This window comes from Umezawaea tangerina, from assembly GCF_003002815.1.
Taxonomy (GTDB): domain Bacteria; phylum Actinomycetota; class Actinomycetes; order Mycobacteriales; family Pseudonocardiaceae; genus Umezawaea; species Umezawaea tangerina.
Genome location: NZ_PVTF01000005.1, coordinates 435,702 through 451,771, shown reverse-complemented (window position 1 = coordinate 451,771; position 16,070 = coordinate 435,702). Strand labels below are relative to the sequence as shown.

Annotated in this window: 6 protein-coding genes; 2 read left to right on the top strand and 4 right to left on the bottom strand. The window is 73.5% G+C overall.

Annotation, left to right across the window (positions count from 1 at the left end; translation table 11 throughout):
- Window positions 1–19 precede the first annotated feature (19 nt).
- Both CLV43_RS19450 and CLV43_RS19445 read left to right on the top strand, forming a co-directional pair.
- A complete protein-coding gene (locus CLV43_RS19450) occupies window positions 20–223 on the top strand; it encodes an MbtH family protein (protein ID WP_106188830.1) in 204 nt (67 codons plus the stop codon).
- Window positions 223–987, top strand: coding sequence for a thioesterase II family protein (locus CLV43_RS19445; RefSeq protein ID WP_170155912.1), 765 nt, complete (start codon window positions 223–225; stop codon window positions 985–987). The genes CLV43_RS19450 and CLV43_RS19445 overlap by 1 nt, the downstream gene beginning before the upstream one ends.
- A gap of 10 nt (window positions 988–997) precedes the next feature.
- On the opposite strand, the gene CLV43_RS19440 is transcribed toward CLV43_RS19445, so the two are convergent.
- From CLV43_RS19440 to CLV43_RS19425, 4 genes are read right to left on the bottom strand one after another with little or no spacing between them, the layout of a single operon-like run.
- On the bottom strand, window positions 998–5,596 hold the full coding sequence (locus CLV43_RS19440) for a non-ribosomal peptide synthetase (RefSeq protein WP_170155911.1): 4,599 nt from the start codon (window positions 5,594–5,596) through the stop codon (window positions 998–1,000).
- An 11-nt stretch (window positions 5,597–5,607) separates the two neighbouring features.
- Window positions 5,608–8,112 carry a MupA/Atu3671 family FMN-dependent luciferase-like monooxygenase gene (locus tag CLV43_RS19435; RefSeq protein WP_106188617.1) on the bottom strand — a complete coding sequence of 835 codons (2,505 nt, stop codon included), beginning with the start codon at window positions 8,110–8,112 and terminating at the stop codon, window positions 5,608–5,610.
- Window positions 8,109–11,111 (bottom strand): type I polyketide synthase, encoded by a 3,003-nt coding sequence (locus CLV43_RS19430; protein WP_245886690.1) that lies wholly within the window; start codon window positions 11,109–11,111, stop codon window positions 8,109–8,111. Before CLV43_RS19430 ends, CLV43_RS19435 begins: the two co-directional genes overlap by 4 nt.
- A complete protein-coding gene (locus CLV43_RS19425) occupies window positions 11,104–16,068 on the bottom strand; it encodes a MupA/Atu3671 family FMN-dependent luciferase-like monooxygenase (protein ID WP_106188616.1) in 4,965 nt (1,654 codons plus the stop codon). Before CLV43_RS19425 ends, CLV43_RS19430 begins: the two co-directional genes overlap by 8 nt.
- Between the last annotated feature and the right edge of the window lie 2 nt (window positions 16,069–16,070).

Below are 16,070 nucleotides of genomic sequence, written 5' to 3'. Positions count from 1 at the left end.
CTCACTGGGGAGGAACAGCATGGCTGAAACATTGCGGTACATCGTGGTCCTCAATGACGAGGAGCAGTATTCCATCTGGCCCGAGGGCAAGGCGATTCCGGGCGGGTGGCGGCAGGACGGATTCGGCGGGGACAAGGCGGAATGCCTCGCGCACATCGACGAGGTCTGGAGCGACATGCGGCCGCTCAGCCTGCGTCGGCTCATGGAAGAGCAGGTCCGGTAGTGGCGAAGAACGACTGGGTCGCGTACCGGCGTCCGGTGGAGGACGGCCGTCCGGTGCGGTTGTTCTTCTTTCCGTACGCGGGCAAGGGCGCCTCGGGCTACCGCGAACTCGCCGACCGGCTGGGCGAGGAGGTCGAGCCGGTACTGGTGCAAACGCCTGGTAGGGAGGCTCGTCTGCGGGAACCGGCCGTCGCGGACATGGCCGAGCTCGTGGAGCGGCTGGTGGACGGGCTGCGCGGGCTGCTGGACGTGCCCTACGCGTTCTTCGGGCACAGCATGGGCGCGCTCGTCGCGTTCGAGCTGGCGCGGAAGCTGGAGGAGGACTCGGGTGTGCCCGGTCCGCTCCACCTCTTCGTGTCGGCCGAAACGGCGCCGCACCTGATCGCCCCGCCCGCGGTGACCAATGACCGGCTCAGCGACGCCGAATTCCTGGCGGACCCGATCCGGGTGCGCGAGGACAGCCCGTTGAAGGCCGATCCGTTCTTCGCCGAACTCATGCTGCCGACTTACCGCGCGGACTCGCTGTTGGTCGAGAAGTACCAGTCTCCTCCTGATCGCGTGGTGCGCTGCCCGATTTCCGCGTTCGTCGGGGAATTCGACGGAGTCGTCCCCCCGGATGACGTGGCGGAATGGAAGTCCCACACCGCCGCGTCATTCCGGCTCCGGTTGTTGCCCGGTGACGACGACGCTTTTTTCCGGCCGGAGTCGGTCCCGATGATCACTTCCGCGGTCGAGTCCGACCTGGAAGCGCCACCGGGACCGTGACCGGCCCGCCTCAGCCGTCCTGAGGGCGCGGGCCGAGCAGTTCCCCGACCGGCCGGTCGGGATCGGCCATCATCGCGGTGAGCAGCTCGGCGAGGTCGGCGCCGAGCTGCCGCACCGTGTCCGCGTCGACCCTCGCGGTGTCGAAGAGCATCGCCACCCGCAGCGGTCGGGGGTCCACCGACACGATGAGCGCCGCGCCGACCCTGGAGAACCCCTGGGTGTCGAGCATCCGCAGGCCGCCGGGCAGCGCGTCGTCGAAGTTGTGCGGGTAGTTGTGCAGCAGCAGCAACGTGTCCCACAGCGGGCCGCCCGCGCGCTCGCGCAGCACCTCCAGGCTGGCGGTCGCCAGCTCCTTGAGCCGGATGCCCCGGTCCTGGATCGACCGCAGCCACTCGACCACCGGCAGCTCCGGGTCCACCCGCAGGCCGGAGGGCAGGGTGTTGATCAGCAGCCCGAGCATGTCCTCGACGGCGGGCAGCTCGGCCGGGCGGGTGGAGAACACCAGGCCGTACCGGACGTCCGTCGTGGCCGTGTGCCGGGCGAGCACCGCCGCCCACGCGCCCTCGAGCATCGCGCTGAGCGTCAGCCGGGAGCGGTGCACGAAGGTCTCGGCCTCGGCGGGCAGCTCGAACCGCAGCTCCTCGTACGGGGCCTGCCCGGCGATCGGCGCGGGGTCGAACAGCGTCACGGGCCGCAGGTCGGCGAGGAACTCCGTCCACAGCGCGTCCGCCGCCGCCTCGGCGCGGGGCGCGAGCCAGTCGACGTAGCGCCCGAACGACTCCGGCGCGGCGAGCTCCGGCACCGGCTCGCCGTCGCGGATGGCCGCGTGCAGCCGGAGCAGCTCGTCGAACAGCCGCGCGTAGCTCCACCCGTCGAGCAGCACGTTGTGCCTCGTCCACACCATGCTGTGCCGGTCGTCGGCCAGGCGGGCCAGGCGGAGCCGGGACAGCGGCGCCGCGTCCAGCCGGAATCCCGCCCGCCACTCGGATTCGAGCCGCTCGTGCCTGCGCCGCTCCTGCTCGGCCTCGGGGTAGGCGCTCCAGTCCTCGTAGCTGAAGACCGGCTCGACCGCCGGGTGCACGGTCTGGGTGTCCCCGCTGACCGACGTGCGCAGGACCGGCTGGTGGGCGATGAGCGCCGCGAACGCCGCGCGGAGCGCGTCCGGGTCGACGTCGCCGGACAGCAGCGCCTCGGCGGGCACGACGTACATCCCCTTGCCCGGAGCCAGGTCCGCCTCTCGCACCATGCCGATCTGCAACGCCGTGAGCGGGAACGTCGCCCCCACGGGCTTGGCGGGCGCGGGCGCGGAGCCCACGGCCGTGGCCACCGCGGCGAGCTCCGCGATCGTCTGGTGGCGGAACAGCTGCGGCACGGTCACCGCGAGGCCCGCGCGCCGGGCCTTGGCGATCACGTGGATGCCCCGGATCGAGTCGCCGCCCAGCTCGAAGAAGTTGTCGTCGCGGCCGATCCGGTCCACGCCGAGCACGTCCGACCACAGCCCGGCGAGCAGTTCTTCGCGCTCGCCGACCGGCGCGCTGTACCCGGCGGCCACGGTGGGCCGGTCGCCGGTGGGTGCCGCGAGCGCCTCGTGGTCGAGCTTCCCGCTGGGGGACAGCGGAAGCCGGTCCAGCTCGACGTACGCGGTCGGGATCGAGTGGTCGGGCAGCCGGTCGGCCAGCCACGCGCGCAGCGGCGCCGTGCCGACCGGCTCGCCCACCAGGTAGGCGACCAGCCGCCGTTCGCCGTGCTCGTCCTCGCGCACGACCACCGCCGCTTCGCGGACTCCGGGGTGCGCGGTGAGGGCGGCCTCGACCTCGCCGGGCTCGACGCGGAACCCGCGGACCTTGGCCTGCCGGTCGATCCGCCCGAGGAACTCGATCACGCCGTCCGCGCGCCACCGCACCCGGTCACCGGTGCGGTACAGCCTGCCGCCGGGCGGGCCGAACGGGTCGGCTACGAACCGCTCCGCCGTCAGCCCCGGTTTGCCGAGGTAACCGCGCGCCAGCTGCACGCCGCCGATGTGCAGTTCGCCCGGCACGCCGATCGGCTGCGGGCGCATCCGGTCGTCGAGCACGTAGCACGTGGTGTTGTCGATCGGACGGCCGATCGGCATGACCGCCGCCGCCTCGTCCCGCGCGACCGGCCAGTGCGTGACGTCCACGCTGGTCTCGGTCGGCCCGTACAGGTTGTGCAGCTCGACGTGGCCCAAGCGCGCGGAGAACTCGGCGACGAGCGCGGTGGGCAGCGGTTCGCCGCCGCTGAACACCCGCCGCAGCCCGGTGCAGCGGGCCAGTTCCGGTTCGGCCAGGAAGTAGCGCAGCATCGACGGCACGAAGTGCACCGTGGTCACGCCGTGGCGGGCGATCAGCTCGACCAGCTGGGCGTTGTCGCGGTGCCCGTCGGCGTCGGGCAGCACCACGCGCGCGCCCAGCACCAGCGGTCCGAAGAACTCCCACACCGAGAAGTCGAACGTGTACGCCGCGTTCTGCAGCATCACGTCGTCCTCGGTGAGCCCGTACTCGTGCTGCATCCACAGGATCCGGTTCAGGATTCCCCGGTGCGGTACCAGCACGCCCTTGGGCTCGCCCGTCGAGCCCGAGGTGTAGATCACGTACGCGAGGTCGTCCACAGTGGACTCGCGTGCGGCCGGTGCGTCGCCGTCGAGCGGCAGCACCTCGTGCCCGCCGCCCGCCGCCGCGGTGACCAGCAGCCGCGCCCCGCTGTCGGTGATCATGAAGTCGAGCCGCTCGGCCGGATAGGCCGGGTCGAGCGGCAGGTAGGCGCCGCCCGAGTGCCACACCGCCAGCAGCGCCACGAGCTGGTCCACCGACCGCGCCATCCGCACGGCCACCACCACGTCCGGCCCGACGCCGTGCTCGCGCAGCCGTCGCGCGAGGACGGTAGCCCGGTCGTGCAGTTCCGCGTAGGTGACCTCGCGGTCGCCTTCGACGACCGCGATCCGGTCCGGCGCGCGTTGTACTTGCGCTGTCACGAGTTCGTGCACCGGGCGGTCCAGCGCGAACGCCGCCGCCGTGTCGTTCCAGTCCCGCACCACTTTCCGGAGCTCCGGCTCGGGCAGGATCTCCAGCGTCGAGAGCGGGGCGTCCGGTGCGGCGACCGCGCCCTCGACCAGCCGGGCGAACTGCTCGGCCAGCCGCCGCGCGGTCGAGGTGTCGAACAGCGCGGTGGCGTACTCGATGTCGATGATCAGCTCGTCGGGCGCGTCCCAGGCGTACAGCGTCAGGTCGTAGGTGCTGTACCGGCGGGGCACCGGGAACGACACCCCGGTCACGTCGCCGAGGTCGGCGACCAGGGTGGGCGGGGTGGGCTGCGACACCAGGGTCGCCGAGAAGATCGGCGGTCGCGACTGGTCGCGCTCCGGCGCCAGTTCCGCCACCACGCTGGTGAACGGCACGTCGCTGTTGGCCAGCGCGCCGAAAGCCACGTCACGGGTGCGCCGCAGCAGTTCCCGGAAGCTCGGGTCGCCGGACAGGTCGCCGCGGAAGGTGGCCATGGTGACCAGGTAGCCGACCACGCGCTCCAGCTCCGGCGCCGACCGCGCGGACACCGGCGAGCCGATCGCCACGTCCTCGGTGCCCGCCCAGCGGCCCAGCAGCACCTGGAACGCCGCCAGCAGCGCGACGAACTGCGTCGCGCCCTCCTCGCGGGCCAGCGCGCGCACCGCGTCGCGGAGCTCGCCGGACATCGTGGACCGCAGCCTGCTCCCGCCGTTGTCGCGCACCGCGGCGCGAGGTCGGTCCAGCGGAAGGTCCAGCGGTCGCACGCCGTGGAGCTGCTGCTTCCAGTACTCCAGCTGACGGGCGAGGTCGGCCGGGCGGCGGTCGCGGGTGGTCGGGGCGGGCTGGGGCAGCCCGCGTCCGGCGTAGTGGTCGGCGAGTTCGTCGCAGAGCACGGCGAGCGACAGGCCGTCCGCGACGATGTGGTGCGCGTACAGCAGGAACACGTGGTCGTCCGGGTCGATGTCGAGCAGCACCGCGCGCACCAGCGGCCCCTCGGCGAGGTCGAACGGCTCGGTGAGGCGGTCGAGCGCGACCTGCCGCGCCTTGTCCACGTCGGCCACGTCGACCCGGTCGAGCGCCACCCGCAGGGCGGGCAGCACGTCCTGGTGCGGGACGCCGTCCGGGCCCGTGGGGAACCTCGTGCGCAGCGACTCGTGCCGGGCCACCAGTGCGTCGACGGAGGTCTGGAGCCCGGCCACGTCCAGCGGGCCGGTCAGCCGCAGCGGCAGCAGTTCGGTGTAGGCGAGGTTGCCGGGCGTCAGCTGGTCGGCGACCCAGAGCTCCTCCTGCTGCGCCGAGAGCGGCAGCGGGCCCGCGGTGCTCGGGGTGCTGTCCGCCGGTTCCGCCCGGAGCTGCTCGGCCGCCTCGCCCACGGCGGTGGTGAAGTCGGGCAGCGCCGGGTGGAAGAAGATCAGCTGGAGGGGGAGGGGCAGGCCGAACAGCTCGCGCAGCCTGCCCATGAGCCGGGCGCCCTGGATGGAATCGCCGCCCAGCTCGAAGAAATCGGCGTCCGCGGGCAGCTCGGACCTGCCGAGGACGTCGCGCCATACCGGCGTGACGACCGCGTGGACTTCGTCGCGGGTGTGCACTGTGGTACTCCTCAGGAACGGGGACGCTGGTCGCCGAGGCGGACTTCGAGCTCGTCCTGGTCGACGTGGAAGCGCCGGGAGCCCGACGTGGGCAGGTCGCCGACGCGCAGGTCCGGATCGGTGACCGCGGCGTCGAGCATGGTGGCGAAGGTCTCGATGGTCGACACGACGGTGTCGCGCGCGAACAGGCCGGAGTTGTACTCGATCCGGCCGAACATGCCGTGCGCGTCGTCCCACAGCGAGACGGTGCCGTCGTAGAGCGACGTCCTGGGGTCGGTGTCGAGCGGGCTCAGGGTCAGCCCGGAGACCGCCACCGGCTCGTCCCAGCGCAGGAACAGGTACCGCAGCTTGAACAGCGGCAGCCAGTCCAGGTCGCGTTCCGGCGCCAGCCGGTCCACCAGCGCCTGGTAGGGGACCTCGGCGTTGGCCAGCGCCGCCGAGGTGACCTTCCGGACGTCGGCCAGTGCCGACCGGAAGGTCTGCTCCGGCCGCAGCCGGGTGCGCAGCGGCATCGGCCGCAGCAGCAGCCCGAGGAGGTTCTCCGGCGCCCAGTCGCGGTTGGCCGTGGGTGAGCCGAGCACCAGGTCCGACTCGCCCGTGACGTGGCCCAGGCAGGCCACCAGCGCGGTGTAGGCGGTCATGAACGGCGTGACCCGCTCCGCCCGGCTGACCGCGTTGAGCTTGGCCGTGGTCTCGTGGGAGAACAGCATCCAGGCGCGCTCGCCCTCGAACGTCTGCTTCTCCGGGCGCCGCCCGGCCATCGGCAGGGTGACCGGCTCCGGTGCGCCGTCGAGCTGCTTGACCCAGTGGTCGAGCTGGTCGTCCATCTTCCCGCCGCGCAACCGTTCGCGCTCCCGCTCGGCGAACGCCCGGTAGGGCACCGCGGGCGGGAGGTCCGGCGTGCGGCCGAGGGAGAGGTCCAGGTACGCGCCGAACAGCTCCCTGAGGAAGACGGTGAACGACACCCAGTCGGTGATCATGTGGTGCTTGACCACCGCCAGCTGGTGGTCGTCCTGGGCGAGCCTGATCAGCGCCACCCGCACCGGGGGCCGGTCGTCGGGGAACGGGCGCCGGGCGAACGCCGTGCGCAGCTCCCGCGCGGCTCGCACCCGTTCCTCCGGCGGCACGTCGGTCACGTCGAACCGCTCCAGCCGCAGCGCGAAGTCGGCGCCGATCCGCTGCAGGGCGACGCCGTCGCGCGTGTCGAACGTGGTGCGCAGCGCTTCGTGCCTGCCGCCGACGAACCGCAGCGCGTCGTCCAGCGCGTCGGCGCGCAGCGGTCCGCGGATCCGCAGCCCCGTGGTGACGTAGTTGGCCGGACCGGCGGGGTTGGCCAGCTCCAGCCTGCGCATGCGCTCCTGGTCGATGCCCAGCGGCGCGGTGGTGACCGGCGCGCCGGTGGCCGCCTGGCCGTCCTTCACCCGCGCCAGCAGGTGGATGCTCTCGACCGCCTTGTCCAACGGGACGCCGAAGTCCACCAGGCAGGCGATCTCGTCCACGCCCGCGGCGGCCAGCCGGGCCAGCAGCGGCCCGACGGTGTCCGGCGAGCCGATCAGCGCGGTCTGCGTGGAGTACATCTCGTAGGCGAAGTCCAGCCGCGCCTCGACGTCGCCCTCCTGGTCGGGGCCGCCGACCATGTCCCGCTGCTGCTCGAGGTAGCCGCGCAGGTACTCGCGCAGCGGCGCCGCGCACAGCTCCCGCGCGGCCGTCGCGTCCTGGTCGAGGTAGGCGTGCAGCATCACGGTCACGGTGCCCGCGTCCGGGTCGTGCCCGTGCGCGGCGCGGGCGGCGCGGTAGCGGGCGATGTTGGCGGCGAGGTGTTCGGGCGACTGGCCGATCAGCGCCGACAGCACGTTCGCGCCGAGCTCGCCCGCCTTGGTGAAGCTGTCCGGGTTGCCGGACGCCGTGACCCACACCGGCAGGTCCGGCTGGACGGGGCGGGGGAACAGGGTGGGCGTCACGGTGGTCCCGTCAGGGCCGGGGAAGTCCACGTCCTCGCCGCGCCACAGCTTGCGCACCACGTCGATCGCGTCCCACGTCCGCTCGCGGCGGTCGGCGTAGTGGTCGGGGGCGAGCGCGAAGTCGGTGCCGTGCCAGCCCGTCGCGAACGACAGGCCGACCCGCCCGCCGGACAGGTTGTCGATGACCGACCAGTCCTCGCAGACCCGGATCGGGTGGTGCAGCGGCAGCACGAGGCTGCCCGCGCGGATCCGCACCCGTTCGGTGGCCATCGCGAGCGCCGCGCTGAGCACGGACGGGTTCGGGTAGAGCCCGCCGAACGAGTGGAAGTGCCGTTCCGGCGTCCACACCGCGGTGAAACCGAGGCGGTCGGCCAGCTTGGCCGTGTCGAGCAGGAACCGGTACCGGGGCTCGTCCTCGGCGGCGTTGGCGAAGTAGAAGAGGCTGAAGTCCAACGCCTTGGCGGGTTTCGCCGCACGGGTGTGCAGCCGCTCGGTGAGGGCCGCCCGCTCCGCAGGCGTCAACGCCGCGAGCCGCTGCCGCAGGGTCCGCGTCATCGCGCCACTCCGTCCGTGCCGTCGGCGAGCAGGTGGGCGATCTCGTGGTCGGACAACGCGGACAGCTCTGCGACGAGCGCGTCGAGGTCGTCCTCGGCGTCGCCCTGGGCGGTGCCGCTGATCAGCGCCGCCAGGTCCGCCACCCCCGGCGCCTCGAACAGGTACCGCACCGGGAACTCGACGGCGAACCGCTTCCGCAGCCGGTGCACCACCTCGGCGGCCAGCAGCGAGGTCCCGCCGAGGCCGAAGAAGTCGTCCTGGGGGCCGATGTCGTCCACGCCGAACGCCTCCCGGAACACCTCGATGACGATGGCCTCGGCATCGCTCGTGGCGGCCTGCCCGGACGTGGCGGCCACCGGTGCCGGCTCGTCGACCGGTGCGGTCGCGACCGAGGACCTGCCGGGTGCGGTGATCCAGTGCCGCTTGCGGGTGAACGGGTAGCCGGGCAGCGCCACGACGTGCCGGGACCCGCCCTCGTGCACCGCCGTCCAGTCGACGTCGACGCCGTGCTCCCAGGCCTGGCCCAACGCGGCCAGCAGCTGCTCGTCGTGCTCGCCACCGGTGAGCGGCAGCGAGCTGATCGGCGCGTGCCGGAGGGTGCGCAGGTGCCTGCGGGCCAGTTCCGCCATGCCCCGGCCCGCACCGACCTCGACGAACAGCGTGCCGGGATCGGCGGCCAGCAGGTCGAGGGCGTCGCCGAAGCGGACCGCCCGACGTGCCTGGCGCGCCCAGTAGGCCGGGTCGGTCGCCTGGCCCGGCTCGACGAGCGCTCCCGTGACGCAGGAGGTGAACGGGATCGTCGGCGGCCGGAGCGGGGTTCGGCGCACCTCCCGCTCGAACGGCTCGAGCACCGGTTCGAGCATCGCCGAGTGGAACGCGTGCGAGGTCTCCAGCACCTTGCACCGCACGCCGTCCGCCGACAGCGTCGCGTGCAGCCGCTCGACCGCCTCGGTCCGGCCGGACAGCACGCACTGCCGGGGCCCGTTGACCGCCGCCAGCTCCACGCCGTCGACCAGCAGCGCGACCGCCTCGTCCTCGGGCAGGGCCACGGCGAGCATCGAGCCGGTGGGCAGCGCCGCCATCAGCGCGCCCCTCCTGGCCACCAGCCGCACGGCGTCCGGCAGGTCCAGCACGCCCGCCAGGCAGGCGGCGACGTACTCGCCGACGCTGTGGCCCGCCATCGCGCTCGGCGTGACACCCCAGTGCTCCCACTGGCGCGCCAACGCGTACGAGTGCGCGAACAACGCGGGCTGGGCGAGATCGGTGCGGCGCAAGGCGTCCGGGTCGGAGTCGGCGTCCAGCAGCGCGTTCCGCAGGTGGACGCCGTGCCGCTCGAACAGCTCCACGCACCGGTCCAGCTCGGTGCGGAACACCGGCGCCACCCGGTGCAGGTCCGCGGCCATCCCTGGCCGCTGAGCGCCCTGACCGGGGAACAGGAACACCACCGAAGGCGGGTCGCCCGCGATCCGGATGCGCCGCGCGCTCACGTCCCGCAGCCGCTCGGCGGCCTGCCGCGGGGAGTCGGCCACCACGGCCAGCCGGTGCGGCAGGCGGCGGCGCCCGGTCGCCAGCGTGTGCGCGACGTCGGCGAGCCCGTTGTCCGGCATGGTGTCGGCCAGCCGCAGCCGCCACGCCTCCAACGCCCGCTCGCTCGCCGCGGACAGCACCAGAAGTTGCCTGCCGGGCACGTCCGGCGCGCTGTCGGCCACCGCCGGGGGCTGCTCGACCACGACGTGCGCGTTGGTGCCGCCCATGCCGAACGAGCTCACCCCGGCCCGGCGCGGGGTGGCGCCCAGCGGCCACGCGGAGGCCGTCGTCGGCAGGTAGAACGGTGAGCCGTCCAGTTCGAGCAACGGGTTCGGGGCCTGGAAGTACGGGCTGGGCGGCAGCACGCCCTCGCGCACCGCCAGCACCGCCCTGATCAGCCCGGCGATGCCCGCCGCGGCGTCCAGGTGGCCGATGGAGGCCTTGGTCGAGCCGAGCGCGACGCTGCCCGCGGCGACCCCGTCGAACGCCCCGCGCAGCGCCTCGACCTCGATCGGGTCGCCGATCGGCGTACCGGTGCCGTGCGTCTCGACGTACCCGATGCTCTCCGGCTTGGCCTCGGCGATGAACAGCGCGTCGCGGATCACGGCGGCCTGCCCGGTCACGCTGGGCGCGGTGAACCCGACCTTGCCCGAGCCGTCGTTGTTGACCGCCGACCCGCGCAGGACGGCGTGCACGCGGCGGTGCTGCGCCCTGGCCTCGCCGAGCCGTTGCAGCACGACGACCCCGACGCCGCTGCCGCCGACGCACCCGGCGGCGCGGTGGTCGAACGGCAGGCAGTGCCCGTCCGGCGAGTTGACCCCGCCCTCCTGGTACAGGTACCCGACCCGGTGCGGCAGCTCGATCGTGACGCCGCCCGCCAGCGCCAGGTCGCACTCGTGGGACAGCAGGCTCTGCGCGGCCAGGTGCACCGCTACCAGGGACGTGGAGCACGCGGTCTGCACGTTCACGCTCGGACCGCGCAGGTTCAGCTTGTAGCTCGTGGTGGTGGCCAGGAAGTCCTTGTCGTTGAGCAGCCTGGCTTCCAGCGGGTTGAGCGAGGACCCCAGCGCTGGCACGACGTTCTGCCACAGGTAGCGGGTCATGCCGGTGCCCGCGAACACGCCGATCCGGGCGCGCAGCCGGTCCGGGTCGCAGGCCGCGTCCTCCAGCGCCTCCCACGCCGACTCCAGGAACACCCGCTGCTGCGGGTCCATCACGCGCGCCTCGCGCGGGCTGTAGCCGAACAGCTCCGCGTCGAACCGGTCGTGGTCGGCCAGCGGGGCGCTCGCCGGGACGTAGGCGGGGTCGTCGACCAGCTCTGCGGGTTCCCCCGCCTCGATCAGCTCGTCACGGTTGTAGAACGACACGCCTTCGGCGCCCGCCAGGTTGTTGGCCCAGAACTCGGCCACCGAGGGGCTGCCGGGGAACCGGCCCGCCATCCCGACGATGGCGACCAGGTCGTCGTCAAGCACCGGAGCCTCCCCTTCTGCGCTGGAGGAACCGGCTGCGGCCGGTGCGCCGGTCCTCGAGGTCCTCTTGTGCCACGGGCGCCGCGCCCTCCAGCGAGGCGGCCAGTGAGGCGATGGTGGGGTGGGAGAACAGGTCGACGAGCCGGGGGGCTCCGACGCCCAGTTCCGCGAGCTTCGCGTGCACCCTGATGAGCAGCAGGGAGTTCCCGCCCGCGTCGAAGAAGTTGTCGTGCACGCCGATCGAGTCGACGCCGAGCACGGACGACCACACCGTGGCCAGCCGCCGCTCCAGGTCACCGCGGGGCGCGACGGGAACCCGCACGGGCAGCGGTGCGGCGGGCGTCGCGGCCAGCGCGCGCCGGTCCACCTTCCCGTTGGGGGTGAGCGGGAACCCCGCCACGGCCACGAACCGCTCGGGCACCAGGTACCCCGGCAGCACGTCGGCCAGCCGCGCCCGCAGCGCCGCGAGGTCGAGGGGCGCGTCGGCGCGGGTCGCGGGCCGTGCGGGCAGGTTCGGCCGACGACCGTGCACAATGGACACCTCGAGCGCGTTCAGCAGGACGAGCGAGTGCGTCTCGAACCCGCGCTTGGTCAGCACGGCCAGCACCTCGTCGCGCCGGTCGTCGCCCTCGACCTCGACGCAGATCTGGCGCACCAGGTCCCAGTCGCCGTCCGACAGGCCGTCGAGCACGTCCATCTCCGCGCGCTCGACGTCGACCTTCAGCAGGTCGACCCGGTCGAGCCCGTGCTCGCGGATCACCTCGGACAGCGTGGTCAGCGGGCAGTCGTAGGACTCGTTGCGGTAGCGCTGGTCGAGGAACTGCTCCACGTCCCGCTCGGGCCCGTCGAACAGCACGGCCGCCCGCTTGCGGTCGGCGACCGGGTCGGCGTAGCGGCCCGACAGCCCGGTCAGCTCCGGGTAGTGCGTGAACGACGCCGTGCCCGGTTCGGCCGCCAGCCCGGCGTTGACCAGGACGGCGTCGATCCCGTTGGCCCGCACCGTCTTCTCCAGCCGGGCGAACGTCGGCGGGATCGGCTCGACCGCGATGATCCGCGCGGGCCTGCACCGCCGGTGGGCGAACAGCGTGAACGCGCCGACGTTCGCGCCCGCGTCGACCACGACGGCGTCGTCCCACAGCCGCAGGAAGCCGTCGAGGTACTCCTCGTTGACGAAGATCTCCTGGTGCAGCTCGGCGGCGCCCCGGCGGTCCACCGTCGCGAGCACCCCACCGGTCGGCAGCGCGACCAGCTCGGGGTCGTCGCCGCTGTCCACACCGCCGCGCGGCCGCACGTGGGCCACCAGCGCGGCGCGGTCGGTGCCCTCGTCCGCGACGCACACCACGGCCTGGTCGACCTCGGGGCTCGCCTCGATCGCGGACTCGACCTCGCCCAGCTCGATCCGCCTGCCGCGCAGCTTCACCTGCCCGTCGGCGCGTCCCCGGTACTCCAGCACGCCGTCGGGCCGCAGCACCGCGATGTCCCCGGTGCGGTACAGCCGTCCTCCCGGTGGCCCGAACGGGTCCGGGACGAAGCGCTCCGCGGTCAGCCCCGGCCTGCCCCAGTAGCCGCGCACCACGCCCTCGCCGCCGATCAGCAGCTCACCGGGCACGCCGACCGGGACGGGCTCGCCCGCGGCGTCGACGAGGTGGACGCGGGTGTTGGCGATCGGCCGCCCGATCGGTGGTGCGCCCGCGGCCGGGTCCACCGGGTGCAGGGTGGACCAGATCGTGGTCTCGGTGGGCCCGTACATGTTGAGCACGGCGCGTTGCCCGGACTCGGCCAGCCGGGTGGCGAGCGCGGCGGGGAAGGCCTCGCCGCCGATCACCAGCTGGTCGAGCCCGCGGAACGCGGCGAGCCCGGTGTCCGTGCCGGTGAGCGCGAGCGCCAGCGAGGGTGTGCACTGCACGTGCGTCACGCCGTGGCGGACCAACTGGGTCGGCACGGTGTCGTCGGATCCGTCGGAGCGAACGTAGGCCGCGCGCAGCTTGTCCAGCTGCGGCAGCGACTCCAGCACGGTCGTGGGGGCGATGCCGAAGTCGATCAGGCACGCGATCTCGTCCACGCCCGCGGCGACGATCCGGTCCACCATCGGACGGCACGACTCCGGCGACCCGAACAGGCCGGCCTCGGTGGCGTAGCGGTCGTAGAACACCGACAGCAGCTCGTTCAGCTCCGCGGGTGGCACCGAGTCGAGGTCCACCGGACCGTCGGGCCCGGCGAGCAGCTGCTTGATCAGGCCGAGCGAGCTGCGCAGGTAGGCGATGAAGGGCTCGCGGACCCGCTCGCGCACCACGTCGGGATCGCGGTCGACGCTGGTGTGCACCATGAGCGCGACCCGTCCGGTGCCCGCGTGCCCGGCCTCGGTCCACGCCCGGCGGTATCGGGTGATCTTGACCGCCAGCTCGTCGAGGTCCTGGCCGAGCAGGTGGGTGAGCAGGTTGACGCCCTCCCGGCCCGCGGCCTCGAACGTCGCGGGGTCGCCCGCGGAGGTCAGCCACGTCGGCAGTTCCGCGCTCACCGGCCGGGGGTGCGTGCGGACCTCGATCTCCTCGCCCGCCCCGTTGACCCGCTTGACCGCTTCGCCGCGCCAGAGCGCCCGCACGGTGGCCATGCCGTCGGCCAGCACGCGCTTGCGGTCGGCGTGGTTGTCCGGTGCCAGCACGAAGTCGTCGGCCAGCCAGCCCGACGCGAACGACACCTCCGCGCGCCCACCGGACAGTCCGTCCACGACGGACCACTCCTCGGCGACCCGCAGCGGGTCCTGCAACGGCAGCACGACGCTGCCCGCGCGGATGGCGATCCGCTCGGTCACCGCGGCGATGGCCGCGCCCGTGACGGCGGGGTTGGGGTAGGGGCCGCCGAACGGGTGGAAGTGCCGCTCGGGCGTCCAGACCCCGGTGAACCCGTTGCGGTCGGCGAACTTGGCTCCCTCCAGGAGCAGCCGGTAGGCGTCCTGGGTGCCGCTGTCCGCGCTGGCGAAGTAGAACAGGCTGAAGTCGACCGGCGGCGTCGGGGTGTCGCCCTGCACCACGACGGTGACACCGCGGGCCAGCGTCCACAGCAGTTCGAGCGCGGCGATGTCGAACGAGACGCTAGTCGTGGCCAGCCACACCGATCCGGGGCCCGCGGTGACGTGGTCGTCCATGGCGTGCAGGAAGTTCGTCAGCGCCCGGTGCGGCACGGTCACGCCCTTCGGCGTGCCGGTCGAGCCCGACGTGTAGATCACGTACGCCGGGTTGTCCGGTCGCACCGGCACGGCGGAGGTGTCGACGGGGTGGTCCTCGACGTCGTCGAGCCCGGTGAGCACGACGGAGGCGCCGGAGTCGGCGAGCATGTACTCCTTGCGCCGCAGCGGGTACTCGGGGTCGACCGGGACGTAGGCGCCACCGGCCTTCAGCACGCCGAGCAGGGCCACGGGCAGGTCCTGGGAGCGCCGCATCGCCACCGCGACCAGGCGTTCCGGACCGATGCCGCGTCCGACGAGGTACCGCGCCACCCGGTCGGCCCGCTCGTCGAGTTCCCGGTAGGTCAGCGTCGTGGAGCCGAACACGACCGCGGGTGCGTCCGGCCGCGTCCGCGCCTGCTCCGCGACCAGGTCGTGCACGAGCGCGTCGCGCGCGTGGTCGCGGTCGGTGGCGTTGAGGGCGCGCACCACGTCGGCGTCGGCCGTCGTGGTCAGCGGCAGCAGGGACAGCGGTCGGTCGGGGTGGGCCACCGCGCCGGCGAGCAGCGTCGTCAGGTGCCCGGCGAACCGGGCGATGGTGGCCTCGTCGAACAGGTCGGTGTTGTACTCGACGACACCGGTGGAGCCGGTCGCGCCGGTCTCCACGGTGAGCGCGAGGTCGAGCTGGCTCGCCCCGCTGTCGACGGGCACCGGATCGACGCGCAGCCCCGGCAGCTCCATGGTGAGCGCGGCCGAGTCGTGCAGCGCGAACAGCACCTGCACCAAGGGGGAGTGGCTGGGGTCGCGGGTCGGGGCCAGGTCCTCCACCAGGCGCTCGAACGGCACGTCGGCGAACCGGTAGGAGTCCAGCGCGTCGCCGCGCACCCGGTCGACGAGCTCGGCGAACGACGGGTCGCCGTCGAGCGAGGACCGCAGCACCAGCGTGTTGGCGAAGAAGCCGATGATCCGTTCCAGCTCGGGCAGGGCGCGGTTGGCCACCGGCGTGCCCACCACGAGGTCCGTGCGGCCGGTGTAGCGGTGCAGCACCGCGAGGAACCCGGCGAGCAGCGTCATGAACGGCGTCGCCCCGCGGGCCGCGCCCAGGTCCCGCAGGGCGGGCATCAGCGCGGGATCGAGGTCGAACCGGTGGGTGGCGCCCGCGTAGCTCTGCGTCGCCGGTCGCGGCCGGTCCGACGGCAGGTCGAGCAGCGCGGGCGCGCCCGCCAGCCGCTCGCGCCAGAACGCCAGCGGCTCCTCGAGCGCGGGCCCGGACAGCCGGGAGCGCTGCCACTCGGCGAAGTCGACGTACTGCAACGGCGGTTCGGCCGACGTGGCGCCGCGGTAGGCCTGCGCCAGCTCGGTGAGGAACACCTCCAGCGACACCGCGTCCGAGACGATGTGGTGCGTCGTCACCAGCAGCACGTGGTCGTCGTCGGCCAAGCGCACCAGCAGTGCCCGCAGCAGCGGCGCGCGGTCGAGCGCGAACGGGACCGCCGCGGCGCGGGTGAGCAGGTCCGGCAGGTCCGCCTCGGTGGCCGTGACCGTCGGCAGCTCCACCTCGACGGCGTCCTCGACCACCTGGTAGACCCGGCCGTCGACCTCGACGAACCTGGTGCGCAACGACTCGTGCCGGGCGAGGACCGCCGCCAGCGCCGCGCGCACCCCGGCCACGTCGAGGTCGCCACGCAGCCGCAGGGCGACCGGCAGGTGGTACACCGGCCTGCCGGGTGCCAGCTTCTCCAGGAACCAGAACCGCTCCTGGCCGAACGACGGCCTCGCGCTGCGCAGCTCCGCCATGA

Excerpts from the sequence above, each read along its gene's own strand:
- CLV43_RS19450 (WP_106188830.1), top strand. The coding sequence starts at position 20 with ATGGCTGAAACATTGCGGTACATCGTGGTCCTCAATGACGAGGAGCAG.
- CLV43_RS19435 (WP_106188617.1), bottom strand. The coding sequence starts at position 8,112 with ATGACGCGGACCCTGCGGCAGCGGCTCGCGGCGTTGACGCCTGCGGAG.
- CLV43_RS19425 (WP_106188616.1), bottom strand. The coding sequence starts at position 16,068 with ATGGCGGAGCTGCGCAGCGCGAGGCCGTCGTTCGGCCAGGAGCGGTTC.